This is a genomic window from Pseudoalteromonas sp. JC3 (genome assembly GCF_030291895.1).
Classification (GTDB): Bacteria; Pseudomonadota; Gammaproteobacteria; order Enterobacterales; family Alteromonadaceae; genus Pseudoalteromonas.
On the sequence record NZ_CP127855.1, the window covers coordinates 3,822,515 to 3,842,061 of the forward strand.

The 19,547-nt window shown below is 46.5% G+C and carries 4 protein-coding genes (1 of these 4 cut by a window edge); all 4 read right to left on the reverse strand.

Going from position 1 to position 19,547, the window contains the following annotated elements; translation table 11 throughout:
* Nucleotides 1–4,956, reverse strand: partial view of a non-ribosomal peptide synthetase gene (locus QSH61_RS16630; RefSeq protein WP_206473032.1) — the 5' portion only. The gene continues 4,872 nt to the left of window position 1, outside the view; 4,956 of the gene's 9,828 nt are visible here — the first part of the coding sequence; the start codon lies at nt 4,954–4,956; the stop codon falls past the left edge of the window.
* A complete protein-coding gene (locus QSH61_RS16635; protein ID WP_206473031.1) occupies nt 4,956–14,882 on the reverse strand; it encodes a non-ribosomal peptide synthetase/type I polyketide synthase in 9,927 nt (3,308 codons plus the stop codon). The genes QSH61_RS16630 and QSH61_RS16635 overlap by 1 nt, the downstream gene beginning before the upstream one ends.
* Before the next feature lie 784 nt (nt 14,883–15,666).
* Entirely contained in the window at nt 15,667–17,682 is a 2,016-nt protein-coding gene (locus tag QSH61_RS16640) for an amidohydrolase family protein (RefSeq protein WP_206473029.1), read from the reverse strand.
* A 112-nt stretch (nt 17,683–17,794) separates the two neighbouring features.
* A complete protein-coding gene (gene ggt, locus QSH61_RS16645; protein ID WP_206473021.1) occupies nt 17,795–19,489 on the reverse strand; it encodes a gamma-glutamyltransferase in 1,695 nt (564 codons plus the stop codon).
* Between the last annotated feature and the right edge of the window lie 58 nt (nt 19,490–19,547).

The window sequence follows — 19,547 nt, forward strand, 5'->3', positions numbered from 1 at the left end:
AATGGGCACATAGGTATGGCGCGCTTTTAATATTGCCAGCACCGCGGCCACCATGTAACTCGAAGACGGCAGTAAAATAGCAATGCGACTTTGCTCAGCAAATGCCATTTCTAATAAGCTATTAGCAAGTTGGTTCGCGCATTTTTCTAAGGTGAGATAACTACAAGTAAACTCTCCCATGCGCACCGCAGTCTGTAGTGGAATCTGAAGAGCCGCCTGACTAAACTGAGTCACCCATGGCTGTTGCTCTGTCACTTCTACCGCAACACTTTGCTGCTGTTTTAATAGCGCTAACTGCTGCTCAGCGGGCCACAATGACAATGCTGACAACGGAGTATTTGGCTCTGCAAGACACTGCGATAACACATAACAAAACTGCTGATGGAAACTAACTACACTCGCTTCGTGCCACAAATTGCTGTCATAAAGCCATTCAACGGTGAGTACATCGCCCTCGTCTATCACTGCGACTTCCAAATCTAATTTGGCACCGCGTACTTTACTTTGGCGGGGCGTCACTTCCAATTGTTCTAGCGTAAGGTTTTCATTTACCTGATTATTTACCCGAAACACGATTTGATGCAGCGGATGTTGGGCGCTTGAGCGTTCAATGTCTAGCTCATCCACTAACACATCGAAGGGAATATGTTGATGTTGCAACGCATCGTTGAGTAAGCCTTGAGTTTGCTGTAGCGCCTGCGTGAAACTGGTGTCTTCACTCCATTCGCTCCTAAGCACTAAAGTATTGATAAAGTTACCAATCATATTTTCAAATGCTTTGAGGTGACGTCCTGATACCGGCGTACCAACAACCACGTCGCGCTGTTGAGAAAAGCGGCTTAACCACAATGAAAATAGCGTTTGCAGTAACACAAATAAGGTTTGCCCTGAACGAGTTTGATACGCTCGAAGTGCACTGACCAGCGCCGCAGGTATAGGCTCAATCACTAAGGCGCCACGCAAAGAGGTTTTTGCTTCTCTGCTACAATCTAGCGGTAATTCATGAACCTTGGGCAGACCTTGTAATTGCATACGCCAATAGTCGAGCTCCTGTTGCCATAACTCCCCCTGTTCCAGCTGCTGTTGCCACATTACATAATCAACGTAATGCACCTCTTGTAGCGATAAGGTTTCGCCGCTGAGAGCAGCTTTGTATGCCTGTCTTAAAGCGTCACTCAAACACGCAATAGACCAACCATCGGCAGCGATATGATGTAAGGTGATCACAAGGGTAGCCTGCATCGCCTCTTGTTGATAAAGACTGGCGCGCAGCATTAAATCACGGCTTAAATCGAAGCTGGTTGCGTAATCTTCTGCGATAGCTTGCTCTAACGCATGTGCTTGTTGCTCAGCGGATTTATCTGTCCAGTCGTGCTTAATCAAGGTAAATCGAGCATCAAGGTTAATGCTTTGCTGCGGTTCTCCTTGCGCGTTTTGATGATAATTAAACGCCAAGACTGGATGTTGCTTAATCACAGCAATAAAGGCGTGCTCTAAGGCCTTGGTATTCAGTTTGCCTTGCAATTGAAATATGCCCTGTAGGTTATACTGGTTGCTGTGCCCTTGCAGTTGGTCTACAAACCACAAGCGCCGCTGTGCAAATGACAAAGGATAATTGGGCTGTGGTGGCGCAGGTTGTAGACTTGGTAATGAAGATTGAGACTGAGAGTTAGCCAGTATCTCGCTTAGTTCAAATACGCTAGGATTGGCAAACAGTTGCTTTAAGCTCACCTCCACCGAGAGCTGGGCTCTTAGTTCATTGAGTAATTGCATTACCAATAAAGAGTGACCACCGATGCTGAAAAAGCTATCGTGCAGCCCCACTTCTGGTGCGCCCGTTAAGGTTTGATAGAGTGTGATTAACTGTCGCTGCAACGCACTTGTCACCTCACTACTTTGGCTTTGAGAAGTTAATGCCAAAGACTGTAATTGTTGGCGGTCTATCTTGCCATTACTCAGGGTGGGTAAGTGCTGGCAAAGCTCTATCCAACTTGGGATCATCGGCTCGGGCAAGCGACGCTTCAAGCCTTGGCGGATCACCTCGCGCAGATTGGTTGCAGCGCACTGGCTGCCACCACCACTTACCACAAAAGCAACCAAAGCATCTTGCTTGCCGAGCTTGCGCACCACGACTGCTGCCTGCGATACCTCATCAAGCGCTAACAGAGCAGCTTCTATTTCATTGAGATCAACGCGGTAACCGCGAATTTTCGCTTGTTTGTCAATTCGACCGAGAAATTCAAGCTCGCCGCTCGCATTCAGCCTAACGCTATCACCACTGCGGTAAAAACGGGCGCATTGGGCACTATGTTGCAAGCTACTTGTAAACTGAGCTGCGGTCTCTGAAGGCGCATTTATATACCCTTTGGCGAGGCTCGGCCCGCCAATATAGAGTTCACCGGGCATGCCAGCGGGTGTTGGCTTCCCCTGTTTGTTGAGTACGCGGGTGGTAACATGTGCCAAAGGCGTACCGATTGGGTAACTGTGGCCGGTTAGCCTGCTGTCTGTCACTTCATGACAAACTACTCCAACACAAGCCTCCGTCGGACCATAATGGTTGAAAATACGCGCTGCTGGCGTCAGCACGCGAATGCTATCAACAAGCTGCTCACCTAATGCTTCTCCACCTAACACCCACTGCGAAATAGCGGGCTTTTGCTCAGCAAATTGAGGCAACAGCACCGCGGCAAAAGAAGGGGTTAATTTTATCAAGTTAACTTGCTCAGCCACTAACTTGGCTGCAATTTCAGTCGGTTCTGGCGCTTGGTTTGCAAGGGTGAGTACCACAGTGCCGCCATGAGTAAGCACCGGATACACAGCCGTTAAGCATAAATCCGTGGCAAGTCCTGTGACCACGCCCGCTCGCGTATCTTGGTTGTAACTCAATCTCGCCGCGATGCTACTGCAATAGTGACTCAGCGCGCCATGGCTGATCTCAACCCCTTTGGGCACACCGGTAGAGCCAGAAGTAAACAACACATACGCGCTATCATCAAAACTTGGTGAATAAGTTTGCTGCGGCGCTCCTTTGTTTTGGCTCAGCTCACTATATGTAAGCACTCTGATGTCAGCTTCTCGTAGCGCTTGGCAAAGGGGTGTTTCGACACTTACCACCACCGTATTACACTCAGCTTGCGCTAGCATTTGTAGCGCTCTGGCAGTGGGCATATTGCCATCAATAGGTAAATACGCACGGCCACTTTGCATTACGCCAAGCATAGTGACAATGTCACTCATATCGTCCGTTGTTATCAGCGCAATGATTGACGCTGGAACATCTAAGTTGTTGGCAATTTGTAGGCTTTGAGATTGTAGCTGCTGATACGTTAGGGCCCGCGATGCTTCGCCATTGGTGCTTGGCACAACCACTGCAATCGCCTCACCTTGAGTTTGCGCTATACTTCTGATTGCTTGCGGCACAAGCATCGGCTGGCTGATGTTGTGATTGATATTTGCCGCCTTTGTCGGTAAGTTCGTTGATTTGAGCACCAAGTCGTCAATCGGCAGCGCCTCTTTAGCACAATAGCACTGGACGAGTGCCAAATAATCATCGGCAAATTGCTGAATTAGCGCATGGTCATAAAGCCCTGTTGCATAAACAAAGTCACACACAAGGGCATCATCTGTATCATCAACAGATAGGGTTAAGTCAAATTTCGCTGTGCCATTATCTAGGGCAATTAACTCGGCTTCTAATTGGTTATTTACCGACACCTTACTACTGGCTACACCATTGTAGTTAAATAACACTTGAAACAAGGCGGAATGCGCGGCGGATTTGGGTAGCTCTAGCGCTTCAATGATGTCTTCCACGGCAGCGTTTTGATTACTAAGCCCTTGCAATACTTTGTATTGCAGCGCCTTAATCGCCTCACTCATGGAGTGATGTCCGTTTATCTGCATACGCAGTGGCAAGGTATTAATAAAGCAGCCAAGCATAGCTTCAAACTCGCTTTGCTGACGATTTGCAACCGGCACCCCTAAGGTAATATCAGCTTGCTCACTGTAGCGATAAAGCAAGATGTAAAACACGCCCAGCAAGGCGGTAAAATGTGTTACGCCATCGCTGTGGCAAGCTTTATCTAATCGTTGTATTTGTTCTGCGTTAAACGAACAACGAACCGTGTCACCTTGGTACTGCTTTTCTTTTTTTCTTGGATAGCTGGTGGACAATTCAAACGGTGTAAATGCCTCTAACTGCTCAGTCCAATAAGCCAATTGTTGTTGATAGTCTGGGGATTGTCTTAATTGCTGCTCCCAGTGCACATAGTCAACATACTGTAAATCGGGAAGCTCAACACACGCCTCCGATAGCTCATACAGCAGTGCGTTGATAAATATAGTCACGCTCCAGCCATCACTAATAATATGATGCATGTTAACGAGTAACCAGCGGCAAGCAGTGTGAGAGTTACTCACTAAAGCCGTCACTTGCAGCAGCAACTCGTTGGCAAGATCAAACTGATACCCCACAGCCTCTTTAATCGACTCTGGTAGCTGATTGGGTAGCGCTTCTTCATCCACGGTCATCACAGCAATTTTCATCGCCTCAGCAGGTTCAATTTGCTGCACCACCTTCCCTTCAACCGTGATAAATCGTGCTCTCAAAATATCGTACTTAGCTATCAAGCGGCTCAACGCTTGTTCAATGTCCGTGACTGAAAGTGGCTGCGATAATTTAACTAGCCCAGCCATGTTGTATGCCGCAGTGCCCCCTTCATATTTATCAATAAACCACATTCTTTGCTGTGCTGCCGAGAGCGCAGCAGATTGCTTTTGTTGCCCCTGAAGGTAGGTGATAAGCGCAGCTTTGTGCGCCTTTATCTTATCCAGAATACCCTCAGGCACCTGCCCAAGCGGTGTTCTAAGTTTTAATTTATCCTGCTGTAAATAAACATAAATCTGTTGACGGTCCAGCTCATCTAACCACTGTTTTATTGCAAAGTTTTCCATCATTACAAGTCCATCTCCGTCATAGATTTATCACTTAGCGCTGCACTCAAATCTCGGTCGCTTACAATATCACTGACTTTCTCTACGTTTGGAGTCTGCGTCTCCACCGAAATAGCATCATGAGCTTGTTTTAGCGCTTCGATACACTCAGCAAGCTCTGCAATACAGGCGTGCTCAAAGATGTCGCCAATGGTCAATTTAATATTGAAAGCTCGGTTGAGTCTCGATACCAATTGCATACCAATCACCGAATTGCCGCCGCTATCCACAAAACGTGCTGTGACGCCCAACTGCTCAACAGGGAGAAGCGCTAGATAATGTTGATGCAGCTGTTTTTCTGTTTCAGTGCGAGGAGCCAACGTGCATATTTCTGATACTTGCTCAACAGCAGGCATTGGTAGTGCTTTTCGGTCGCGCTTACCATTTGGTGTCACCGGCCATTGACTTAACCAAACAAAATGCTCAGGCACCATGTAACTTGGTAACCATTCACCGAGCGCTTGGCGCAGCCGAGGCGAAGACCACTCGGTTGATAGCTCACCATCATCAATCATATAACCACACAGACATGGGCCAGTTTCTAGCGTTTGTACGCAAACATCGACTTCACTAGTATTGAGTATCCGCCCAAGGTGATGGCTAATATCGCCAAGCTCTATACGATGACCATGGAGTTTAATTTGATTATCTAAGCGTCCTTTTACTTCAAAGCGGCCATCAGCTAAACGCCTCGCTTTGTCTCCCGTCTTGTATAAGCGGCGGCTAATGGAAGCTGTAAATTGATGATTGATAAAACGCTGCTCGGTCAGCTCCGCTTGATGTAAATAACCCATAGCAACACCACTGCCACCAATGTATAACTCGCCCCATACGCCGTCGGGTAAAGGCAGCCCTTCACCATGGCACTCGGTTGGGAGCACAAATAAGCTAGTATTTTGTATCGCTTTACCAATGGTTATCTCTGCGGCATTGTCGATATGTGCCACCGCCGACCAAATCGTGGTTTCGGTTGGCCCGTATAAGTTATAAACCGCTTTGCTGTGACTAAGTAACTGCGCGGCCAGTGCCTGAGGTAAAGACTCACCGCCACACCATACTTTTATGCCAGAAGTGCATGCTGGCGCCGCATTTAACACGAGTTGCCATAGCGTTGGCGTTGCCTGCATCACCGTGATCTGCTGCTGTTCAATAAGCGCGCCAAGCACAGCAGGATCGCTAATACTTTCATCACTTGCCAGCACCACCGACGCACCAACGAGTAATGGCCCAAACAACTCTAGCAAGGCAATATCAAATGCCACCGTGGTGATGGCCAATAAGCGGTCATCTACCACCAGCCCTGGTTCACGACACATAGATGCAAGCAAATTAGCAAATGCCCCGTGACTAACTTCAACGCCCTTGGGTAACCCCGTGGAACCAGAGGTATAAATCACGTAAGCACGCTGCTGAGCTTGAATTAGCAAGCTTGGGCTGCGAGTCGAACTTTTGGCAATTTCTTCTGCATCGCTATCCATACAGACTCGTTTGAAACGACCGAGATTGAATAACGCAGACTCTGCACTGCTGGCATCACACAGCACAACACTCACTTTGGCATCCTCTAAGATATGCGCGATGCGCTCATCGGGGAACGTTAAATCAAGCGGTAAAAATGCCGCTCCAGCTTTCATCACCGCCATGAGTGCTACCAACAGCTCCGCCCGGCGTGGTAATGCCACCGCCACGATACTATTGGGCGTTACCTGCTGCTTCATCAAGTAGTGAGCGAGCTGGTTAACACGCGCATCTAGCGCCTCATAACTGAGACTCACATCATCCGTTACCAGTGCCGTACGTGCGCTGCAACGCGACACATTGTGCTGCCAAGTTTCAACGAAACTCGTCGCGACCTTAACCGATTTCTCTTGCTGTAGCGGTAACTCAACCAATCGATACACATCATCACTACTTTGTATCAACTCATTTTGAGCCCCTATCGGTGTGTTGCCTTGAACCTGCGACAGCAAATGGACAAACTTAGCCACATACTGGGCCATTAGTTCAGTATCAAATTTCGCAGTGTGATATTCCACTAACAGTGACCACTGCCCCGCAACACAGGTCATATTTGTCGTCAGTTCAAATTGGCCAAATTTAGCGACACTTGGCTGTACTTCAACCTCTAGTCCATTAAAGCTCGGCAAAGTAGTAACTTTATCTAGATTAAACAAAGTACTAGGTAGAATTAGCTGTTCATCGGCAAGGCTTGCATACGGATGAGTTTGGTGATCAAAGGCATCAAGTAAGGTGTTTTGCACCCGCTGTACCAGCTCACCGATAGTGCTAAGGCCTACTATATCCACCACAATGGGCAAGATATTGGTGCAATAACCCAGTAAGGCTTGGTCGAGTAACTCAGGCTCAAACTGCGATGCTAGTCGTTGCCTATCTGATACCGGCACTCCTACACTTATTACAGTCTGGCCGCTTAACTTGTGTAGCCACAAGCAATAAAGTGCAAGCATGGTTGCAAATTGCCCACAACGCAAAAATTGAGCTAGGGTCTCAGTGTTTCGGATTGCACTCGATGAAATGGGTAATGTGAGCTGATTAACTTGGTATGAAGCCACGCTCAGCGCTGTTGATTTTGGTAGCGCAAGTGGTGTTGAATTAGCTAAGCACTGATGCCAAAAAGCTTGGTTTTTTGCAGCTTCTGGTGAATGCGAATATGCCTGCAAGCTATCAACATAGTGACTAAAGGAGACAGCTCGGCTTGCCACCTCATTTTGTTTTGCATCTTGATTGTAGCGCTCAGCGATTGCTGCCAGCACCATTTGTAGTGAAAGCCCATCGCAGATCACATGATGGGCTACAACACTTAGATAGTGCTGCGCTTTGCCATCACTCAACAGCGTCACTCTACAAAGTGGGTCTTTTGCAAAGTCAAATGGTTGATAACGCAGCGCGGATAACCGCGTTTGCAATGTTACTTGGTCGTCCTCACTCCATGGCTCAACATGCAACTCGGCTTTTTCCACTCGGCAATATTGCATTAAGCGGTCACTATCGACACCAAAACGCAAGATTGGGAAGTCGCGGCAGACCGCGGTAACGGCTTGTTGCAGCCGCGGTAAATCGAGCTTGCCGGAGAGCTTTAATATCGCTTGTAGTTGATATGCACTCGCTCCATCGCTTGAGGTCAACGCCATCGCTAATAGCTGCTGCTGGCTATGGCTAAGTGGAAATGCAGCATCGTCATCACTTGGGCTCACTTCACCAAAGTAGCCCGCACGTTTTAAGCTAAGTACACTGGCTTCAACTGCGTTTATCACCGCTGCAATGTCTTCATCTGTATGGGCGGCACTGAAAAAGCAGTTTCGCCCTTCCCAGATAAACACACCGCGCTCTAGCATTTCATAAAAGAACACATCAAGATTTTGCGAAAAGCGAAAACGGAATAATGAGGCAAACGCTTCTATTCGAATGGGTACGTCATGGGTTTCAAAAAACGCATTGAGATGTGCTTTAAATGCCGCGGTTTTGTCGTTGATCCCTTGTTGTAACGTTGGACCTTGCGACTTAATAGCTTGCAACACCGCTTTGGCGCTCGCCATGGTCATTGGATGTTTGCAGAAAGTCCCGGCAAAGAAGGTGGTATCGGTCAAAGGGTAGGAGTCATCTCCGTATTGCCAATTTCCTCCGTCAATGGCATCGAGATAGGTAGCGGCCCCCGCGACTACACCGATAGGCATACCACCACCGACGATTTTGCCATAGGTTGCCATATCAGCCTTAACCCCTATCAAGCCTTGTACACCACCGGGATGTGCTCTAAAGCCAGTGATCATTTCATCAAAAATAAGGGCAATACCATGCGCTTCGGTAAGCATACGTAGTTTACGTAAAAACGCCCAAGGTTGATTTTCAGGATGACGGCTTTGTACCGGCTCAACAATCACTGCGGCAATATGTTGCGCCTCTCGGGTAATAACCTCTAGCGCTTCATCATCACCATAAGGTAAAACAAGATTATCGGCGATTGCGCCATAACGCACTCCAGCGCACATTGCCTCAACGCCTTGCTCTGGCGACTCAGTTGCTAAAGTACCATCATAGTGACCATGGTACGCACCTGAGAACTGAACAATTTTATCGCGCTTGGTCACCGTTCTTGCCAAGCGTAGCGCCGTCATGACCGCCTCTGTACCAGAGTTACAAAACGATGCCCGCTCAAGCCCAGTCAGCTCACAGATAAGTGCAGCAACCTCAGGCGCATCAGGACTTGCAAGCCCCAGTTGCATCCCAGCTTCAAGCTGTTGCACCAGTGCTGCTTTGATAAAGTCAGGATTATGACCAAATAAGTTAGTACCAAAGTCCATGGTGATATCAATATAGCGATTATCATCGATATCCCAGATATATGCGCCCTCACAGCGCTTAGAGAACACCGGATAAAGTAGCTCTTTGCTCGATAGTCTAAAACCCGCCGATGCTCGGCAATCCGCAAGGCGTGCGCGATATTTGCTCACTAGCGCTTTTGAACTGTGCGTTTTCGCAATGTAAGCATCACTCAATGCAGCAAGGTGTTGACGCATGGCTGGGCTGCTATTGGCACGCTGCACTTGTTTTTGCTGTGCGCCTGGTAATACAGATTGGGCTCTGCTTGGCTGGGGCTTTGATACCAAGGTTGCTGTCGAGGTGACTGCACTGTTTTCAACTTTCGCACCCTGAATATGGCGTAACTGCTGTCCCACCACCGCTTCTAACGCAGCTCTCGCTTCAGCGCTGGTCACTGTGCTTGCCGCCTGCAATTGCGCCTGATAGATAGCGACAAGCGTGTGGTTGTCAGCCTCTACTACACTACCTTTTGGCGTATCAGTCGTCACCGATGCAGGTGATGGCAAACTGCCAGCTTGTTGTGAACCTTGCGGCGCTTTGAGATAGTCACTATGGCTTTGAATATAGGCCACTAACTTATCGACATCGCTGAGCTCTTGATAAAATTGACGAACACTAAACTCTAAACCGAATTCCCGCTCGTACACTCTAACAGCCTGCATGATCATCAACGAATCAACCCCCATTTCTAGCAAAGGGAGGTTGGTTTGGATAGCATCAGCGGGCATCGATAAGAGTCCCGCCAGGGTATTGAGCACAAAGCTGCGAATTTGTGCATCACGGTCACTCGCTTCTACCACTGTCAGTGCTTCGGGCTGTGATTGTTCAGTACCAAAAATCCAGAATGAGCTGCAATCAAACGGATATTGCGGCAAGCCTACTCTAGCGCTCGGGCGATTGCCATACACCTGTTGCCATTCGAGCGGCCCGCCTAAGTCGAGGTATGTGCCTAAACACTCGGCGAACCTCATGCTGTCTTCGCCTTTGGAGTGCAATACATGGGCATAACTGAGCGCTTTGTTATTGCTATTTTCCTGTAGTAAGCCACTCAAAATAGGTTTAGGACCAAGCTCAATCGCTAAGCCATGCTCTAGTGACTCAAGCGCAGTTACACAGTCAACAAAGCGAACCGGTGCCTTAATTTGTTCAACCCAATACTCGGCCGTAGCGATAAGTGTAGACTCCACTTGCCCCGTCATGGATGAAACAAAAGGCAGCCGAGGCTGTTGGAATCTAACCTGTTCAGCGACTTCCCTAAAGGCCTCTAGCATGGGGGCCATCAATGGAGAGTGGAAAGCGTTTGCCGTATGCAGCGCTTTTACTTTAATTTGCTGTGCTGCAAGCACGTCACTGAGGGCTGTGATTGCTTCATCAGCACCGGAGAATACTACCCCAGCCTCACCATGGAAGGCTGAGATCACCACTTGCTCCTGAATCTCACTCAAGCAATTACGTGCGGTTATTTCATCACATCTTGCGGCGATCATGCTGCCTTTTATCGGTAATTCATGCATTAGTTGACCGCGCGCTGCAATCAACTCAACACCATCTCGAAGCGAGAACACGCCAGCAATACAAGCCGCTGCATACTCACCAACACTATGACTGAGTAGCTGGGATGGCTTCACCCCATAATGCATCAATAAGTTTGCCACACTGTATTCAACGGCAAACAAGCTCACTTGCGTCCAACGGGTTTGTGCCAGCAGTTCACTATGCTTTTCATCGAATAACACATCCAACAGGCGTGCTCCAAAGCGCTCGCCAACCAGACTGTCAATGTCATCTAAGTGACTGCGAAACACGGCATAGTGTTGATATAAAGAGTGAGCCATCAAGGAGTATTGCGAACCTTGTCCAGTGAACAAAAACGCAACTTCTGGAGCAGCATTTGCCGAAGACTGTTCAACAATAATCGGAATATTCAGTTGCGAAATAAGTGCTTCTCTACTCACACCACTAAACGTTTTATGCACACCTTTAAGCGCCACTTGCTCGGCATTTTGTGCGCAGAAGTCATCAAATGCTTGAGGAGTCAAACTCGACAATCGTTCACTATAGTGACCAGCAAGTTGTTGCAATGCAGCTTTCGATTTAGCAGCCAGAGGCAATAGGTAAAGCGAAGGCGGTGTTACTTCAGCTTGTGTGCTGGGTTCAAGTACAGGCGCTTGTGCGCAGATCACATGTGCATTAGTACCACCAAAACCAAAAGAGCTTAACCCAGCGGCTCTTATTCCCCCTTGTGGTACAGGCCATGTCTGCATGTTTTGCGGCACCATAAATGGGAGCTTTTGCCATGGGATATGCGGGTTTAACACCTCACTGTAACGCTGCGCAGGAATTTGCCCATGCTGTAAACACAGTAGCGTTTTGATAAGCCCAGCAATACCCGCACCGGATTCAAGGTGACCAATATTCGCTTTTACCGCACCGAGAATAACCGGATCATGACGACTATGATGTTCTCCATACGTGCGGTTTAATGCTGTGATCTCGATAGGATCGCCAAGCTCCGTACCCGTGCCATGGGTTTCCACATAGTGGATATCTCCCGCCTGCATCTTGGCATTATCAAGGGCGGCATTGATCACAGCCTGTTGCGCAGCACTATTTGGCGCGGTAATGCCATTGCTGCGGCCGTCTTGATTAATTGCACTGCCTTTGAGTACACCAACAATTGGGTCGTTGTCTGCCATGGCTTGTTGTAGCGGCTTTAGCATCACCACCCCAACTCCTTCACTTCGCACATAGCCATCCGCTGCCTGTGAAAAGGTTTTGCAATGGCCGTCTGCTGCCAACATTTGTGCGTTTTCACAGGCCTTAGTCACATCATCGCTCAGAATAAGATTAACGCCCGCCACCAACGCCGCGTTCGTTTCTCCATTTCTTAGTGCTTGAATTGCATGATGAAGTGCCACCAGCGATGACGAGCACGCCGTATCAATCGCCACACTCGGGCCGGTAAAATTAAAGCTATAAGAAATACGGTTTGCTGCAATGCTCAGTGCTGTGCCCGTGCCTAAATACGCGGTACTTTTTTGCTGTTGTTGCGACAATAAAAAGTAATCATTTTGCGATATACCAACATACACGCCAATATTGCTACCTGCGAGCGTGGCGGGTTGGTAACCGGCATGCTGTATAGCGTGATAAGTCGTTTGGAGCAGTAATCTATGTTGTGGGTCGATATGCTTAGCTTCGAGTGGCGAGATGCCGAATAATGCAGCATCAAACTCATCGACATTCTCTAAATAGCCACCGAGTCGGTCGGCTTCAAGATTCGGGCAAAGCTGCTGGCGCTTAGGATCTGGCGTGGTGATCCCATCGCCCTGCTGGCTTAACAGCTGCCAAAATGCATCTAATCCATTTGCTAAAGGATAACGACAGGCCATGCCAATCACGGCAATATCTGTATCCGCAATATCTTCAGCTCGGCGAGTAGGCTGCGTCTTATTCGCTTGCTCAGTGGCACCTTTCGACTCGTTAAGCTCTGTCTGCCCTAGAGCTTGAGTTAGCGTACTAAACTGACTTAAATACTGGGCTAATTCGCGAATGGAGGGATATTCGTAAAGTACCGTAGGCTCAAGGTCTAGCTCGTGTACTTCCATTAACTCCCCTGAGATCCGCACCGCTTTCATCGAATCCACACCTAATGCCAAGAATGGCGCGTCGATATCCAAACTACGCGCGGGCTTATCTATTTCTTGTGCGACTAAATCTTGTAATAATCGCTGAATTTGTTGTAGTGACGATGAGGATGATGGCGCTTCAAGTTGTTGCGGCACAGCTGCCTCTCGGGCGCGTGCAATTACTTCAAAGTTATCGGCTAAATAACTGCGCTTATTCTCTTGGCGCTGAATTTTACCGCTCGATGTTTTATGAATGCGACCGGGCTTTATCAATACGATGTCATAGGGCGTAATGCCGTGGTGCTCAACGATCGCAGCGGTGATCTGCTGTAATACCTGCTCAGCATTTAACTTTCTTAGTGCAGTACGCTTTACTTGTTGTACTATCACCAAACGCTCTTCATTACCATTAGCGGCGACCGAAAACGCTGCGCCGCCATTTTGTTCTAAGCTATCGCTTGCTTGTGTAACTGTAAGCTCTATATCTTGCGGGTAGTAGTTTTTACCGCGGAAGATAAGCACGTCTTTGGCGCGTCCTGTAACGAACAATTCCCCACGCTGGATAAAGCCTAAATCACCAGTACGGAGATAAGCCCGCTCGTCAGCACCTTTAATTCTGGCATGAAATGTAGCCTCAGTTGCCGCTGGGTTATTCCAATACCCCTTTGCTACACTTGGACCAGTTACCCAAATTTCTCCGGTTTCACCATCATTGCATGCTTCAAAAGACTCAGGGTTAACAATCGCAATGCAATGCTCGCCCCAACTCACGCCAGAAGATACGGCGTAATAAGGTTGCTGTTCATCAGCCACATCTAATGCATAAAACGCATCTACTGTATCTTCATCTGCGACTTGTTCGGCTATGCCCTGCTGTAGCTTGGCTGCATCAATACGTAATATCTTTGGCTTTTCTAGAAGACGTCCACCAGTTGCAAATAAAGTGGTTTCTGCCATGCCGTAACAAGGTGCGATACTCTCTCTTTGTAAGCCACACACTTTAAACTTTTGATAAAAGCGCTCTAACGTGCTGGCACGCACTGGTTCCGCGCCATTTAATGCTGAGCGCCAATGGGACAAATCTAAGTCTTTAAGGTCTTCATCTTTGACGGTGTCCACACACAGATCATAGGCAAAGTTTGGCGCACTTGACGTTAATGCTTTGGTTTGTGAAAGCAGTTTTAGCCAACGTAGTGGTTTTTGCAGGAAATAAGCCGGATTCATCAGCGCCGCTGTCGCACCGATATAGATTGGATGCATAATGCCAAAAATCAGTCCCATATCATGGAAATGAGGCAACCAACTTACAATCGAAGAGTTGCTGTCATGACCAAACGCTTCTTTCATTAGCACCTGATTATCAAGAATATTGTCGTGAGTTACCATTACGCCTTTAGGTGTGCCCGTCGAGCCTGAGGTATATTGCAAAAATGCCAGTTGCTCACCACGGATTTGTGCACGAGGCCACTGTTGAGTGGTCGATTTAAGTGCAATGTTATCGGTAGTAAATAGTGCTAACTGCGCTAGACTTGGCTCAGAATCAAGCAATGGCTTGGCGATTTCATTGATCTTTTCACTGGTAAGCGCACCTTTGGCACCTGCGTCTTCGATGATGGCACGCAGACGATCAACATTTTGATTCTTTTTAGGGGGATAAACCGGTACCGCAATTATCCCTGCGTATAAACAAGCAAAAAAGGCTTCAATAAATTCAAATCCAGAGTTGTACAGTAATAATGCTCTGTCACCCGGTTCAAAATATTCACTCAATGTCTCAGCAATAGAGGCTGCACGCTCATGCAGTTCTTGGTAGGAAATAGTTTTACTTGGTAATGCCTCATCGTAAAAATACTGATAGGCAATATCTTGAGATCGAGTACGCGCTAAACTCGCGAGTATAGTAACAATATTTGTATTCATGCCATCCCCATAACTTGGTTGGGATTCCTTTGGCAACAGCGCGAGCAGTATCAATTTGGCTTGCGACAGTTAACCATCAGTAACGTTGTAAAAAACCAATCAATTACTTAACCGCAACAAACACAGTACCCACTTAAGTAGGAAAACGTTTGTAGGGTATATCTATAAAGGTTAACTAACCGCTAAAACCGCGAGCCAAGTTAATCAACAGCACCTTTTGCTATTTGCTTGCAGCATATATACAACATTGCTGTAATCACTCACTGTCACTTTAACGCTTGAATATGGCAACTTTTTTACCATCCTTGTACGCGAGGGTGACGACATCAAAGTCTCAAATAGAGTTATAAAAAAGACCATACCGAAGCTGGTAAAACACACACAATTTGTATGGCTTCACATCAACGACTCGTGATCTGTACTGAAAAAGGCTAGCACAAGAAACTGATAAATAAACCGCTTTATTAACAAAAAAGTAAATTTATCCATTACACAAGATTACACCAAACCGTTTTTAGGAATTTTTTATTAGGTAGTAACAGGAAAGCCAGAACAATTTGTTTGTTTTTTAAACAAACCTCTGTTTTAGAAACACTTTTGATAAAACTCGGAAATACAATTTAGTCTGATATCGAGGTAACGAAAATAAAACCAGTGCAAGTGTTATATTTTTTGCACTGGTTTTATAGCATCAAACTATTACTTTTTTGATGTGCTTAATACCAATTTGTCTTGATATTTGCTCAATTTGAAGGAGCAAATTTGACGCTAACTGCGTTAAAAATTACTTTAGCGAAGGCGAGGTAGTGAACGGCTTCACTCCAATCGCTTGGTAAATTTCAGCAGGCTTAAACGCTTGCTCACCTTTGATCACCAATGTCGCTTTTTGCAGTGCTGTTATATCCTTAAGTGGATCGCCATCGATCAACACTAGATCTGCCACTTTTCCTTTGGCAATTGAACCGGTTTGATGTGCAACGCCCATCAATTTAGCACTCTCAAGCGTTGCCATATTCAGCACATCGGCCGCAGGAATGCCCGCATCAACGTAAAGTGCTAGCTCACGGATCAAGGTAAAGCCTGCAATATTATCCGTTCCAGGTACCATTGGAACACCAGCATCATAGAGCTTTTTCAGCATTTTTTGCATTGCTTCACCTGACTCTTGATAGCTCAGTTTAAACTGTTCATCAACATGCATCTCAGCCCCTTTTAAACCGCGAGCGAATGCAATTGGCATATGCTCTGAAATAGCAGCAAATTCCGGATTGATCTTTTGATCTTCTGCCATCAATAAGCTTCTGAATGTTGATACGGTAGGATCCACAACGATGCGCTTATCACTTAGTAGCTTGATGAATGCATTCATCTCTGGACTATCAAGTGATAAGCCAGAAGCTTGCTCTCCCATCAGTGAAAACCGTTTTTGTGTTCTGGTATCCACTTCTTCACCAGCAAGGAAATTAAGGAATAGCATATTAATGTGCTGAATCTCGTCATAGCCATTTTCAATGGCTTGCTCTGCGGTCATAAACGCGGGCACGTGACCGCTAAGCCTCAATCCACGGCTATGTGCACGTTCAGCAATAGGCTTTACCCAGTTCGGATCGATAGAAGAATAGAGCTTCACTTGAACATAGCCATTATCGGCAAAGAAATCGACCGTCTCGAGCGCTTCTTCCAATGACTTCACACTTAAGCCTGCTGAGTTTTCACTGAATTTATCCATAAAGCCAGCACGATATACACGCGAGCCCAACACCTGATTGGTATTAAATAGCGCTTCAATTTCCATAATATTGTCGTGCTCGTTACCCATGTCTCTAACGCTGGTAACACCGTTCGCAATATTTAAAATACCGTTCTCTTTTGATAAATGACCGTGCATATCCCAAAGCCCTGGGATCAAGGTTTTCCCTTTTCCATCAAGGCTAACTGCACCATTTTGCTTTTTAATATGTTTAGCTACTTCTACAATCTTGCCATTTTTAATCAACACATCATGGTTTTTCAGCAGTTTTTTCTGCTCACCATCAAAGACGGCAACATTTTCAATAAGTAATGCAGGGACATCGTGTGTCAGCTTGTTAGCGAGGTTTTCTAGATGTTGCTGTTCGGCTTGTTTTTGGATAGCCTCAAGTTCTTCGAACTGTGCTTTGGTGTAGCCGTCGCGCAAGACATACATTGGCCCCCAACTTTGCGCGAAATAGTTACCATCGTCGTCATACCATGCAAAATTAGGAGTAAGACTAAGGCCACTCGTTACTAATAGATGAACGGTTTGTTCCCCCAACTTCATCGTCTTCATTTTTTCGATAAGCATTTTACCTTGAGGGTAAACATCTAATTCGTATTTATTATTTTTTAGAACATAACGCATCGTCGCGTTATCTAGTGCAAGGTGGTTATTAGACGGTACGTAGAAATCGAGTGTCGCGTCAGCTTTAATGCCTGATTCATTGACACTTTTCCACTGCGCAATGCCTCTGTTATAACTAAACGTTTCGTCAATTGTGGAGCCAAAAGCAGAACGTCCTTTAAGACTAAAATTGATGGGTAGCCCTTTTTCATTCAACTTTAAGGTTTCATCAATTAAGATCCGACGGTTGTTCCAGCCAAACTCAATTTTGGCTGTATAGTTTTGCTCGTCGATTTTTTCTTGGCTTAGCGTACCAGCTAAGCCCTTTTCTGAGTAAACATTATTGATAATGGTGTCAGCAAATACTACCCAACTCTGCGTAGTTAAAAGCGCCGCAACGAGTGTCGACAAGGCACTTCGCTTTGTTATTATTTTTGTCATGTTATTGTTCCTTAAATTTCCGTTTAACGACAATAATATTACATCAAGATAACAAAAAGCGAAGTGCTTTAACTGTTACAATTCGTGTGGATTTCACTACCCAATCAGGCTTTTAGTAACCTGCTGCTTGGCCATCTTTCCTTGTTTCAGATGCACCATAGTAAACCCCAGTTTTACCATCTCGCATAATCGCTTGATAACCGCCATAAGGACCAACTGCTTGTTGTAATTTGTGACCCTTTTTTATCAGCTCTCTACGGGTTTCCATGGAAAAACCAGACTCGAGACTGACATACCCTCCATCCGTCATGATTTCACCGGTTGGCTGCGATGAACCACTATGCAAAATTCGAGGCGCATCGCCCGCTTCTTGTAGATTCATACCAAAATCAATCATGTTAATGAGGATCTGCGCATGCATTTGCGGTTGAGTCGCACCTCCCATCACGCCATAACTCATCCATGGTTTACCATCTTTTGTGACAAAGGCAGGAATAATGGTGTGAAATGGTCTTTTTCCCGGCGCATAACCGTTGTAGTGGTTTTTATCTAACGCAAATAGCTCGCCTCTATTTTGCAAGACAAAGCCAAGTTTAGCTGGAGTCATACCTGAGCCCATACCACGGAAATTACTTTGGATCAGCGACACCATATTCCCTTCTTTATCGGCAGTCGTAAGATAAATGGTATCCCCTTCTACAGGCCCTGCATGATCGCGTTTAGCTGCTTTATTTGGATCAATCAATGCACGTCTTTTGTCAGCATATGCTTGCGAAATAAGCATTGCGACTGGTATCTCATTAAAGTCTGGATCGGCGTAGTATTTTGCTCTATCTGCAAAGGCAAGTTTTTTTGCTTCAACAAAGGTGTGAATATACTCTGGGCTGTCGAATCCCATTGCCTTGATATCATAGCCTTCTAAAATATTGAGAATTTGCTGGGCGGCAATGCCCTGACCATTGGGAGGTAGTTCCCATAACGTGTAGCCGCGATAATCAGCACTTACGGGGTCAACCCACTCACTGTGGTGCTCAGCCAAATCTTGGTAACTTAAGTATCCACCATTGGCCTTCATGTAACGGTCGATTTCTTTAGCAATTTCGCCCTTATAAAAGGCATCGCGGCCTTTCTCTGCAAGTAACTCATAGGTATTAGCGAGTGCCGGATTCTTAAATATCTCCCCCTTTTTAGGCATTTCACCCTCTGGCATAAACACTTCTTTAAATCCGGAATATTGCTCACGGGCCGACACCGAGCGCTGCATATAATAAGCAATCAACTCAGAAACTGGAAAGCCGCTTCTAGCGTAGTCGATACTGGGTTGAAGTAACTGTTTCATTGGCAGTTTGCCAAATTTGTTGTGCAGTTCAAACCAACCATCGACCGCACCGGGCACAGAAACGGGAAGCGGCCCATAACTTGGAATAGTATCGCCTTGCTGCTGTAACTTTGCTAGCGAAAGGCTTTTTGGTGAACGCCCTGAAGCATTGAGACCAAATAACTTTTGTTGCTTCGCGTTCCACACAATAGCAAATAAGTCGCCACCGATACCACAACCTGTAGGCTCCACTAGGCCAAGCATGGCATTAGCTGCAATAGCAGCATCTATGGCGTTTCCGCCTTGCTTCAATACCTCTATTGCGACTTGGGTTGCCAGTGGTTGAGAAGTTGCAGCCATACCCTGAGTTGCAATAACCTCTGAACGGCTAGCAAAAGCTTTTCCCGTGATCCTGTCATATGCGAGAGCCGCTGAGCTTACGGAAGCACATAGCATACTAACCAGTGTGCACTTAACGACCTTATTCATTATTTTTCTCTTTTGTTGTTTTCTTTTTAACCAATATAAAAAGCCAATTCGCTTACAG

Coding starts and splice junctions, on each gene's coding strand:
- QSH61_RS16640 (WP_206473029.1), bottom strand. CDS start 17,682: ATGACAAAAATAATAACAAAGCGAAGTGCCTTGTCGACACTCGTTGCG.
- QSH61_RS16635 (WP_206473031.1), bottom strand. CDS start 14,882: ATGAATACAAATATTGTTACTATACTCGCGAGTTTAGCGCGTACTCGA.
- ggt (WP_206473021.1), bottom strand. CDS start 19,489: ATGAATAAGGTCGTTAAGTGCACACTGGTTAGTATGCTATGTGCTTCC.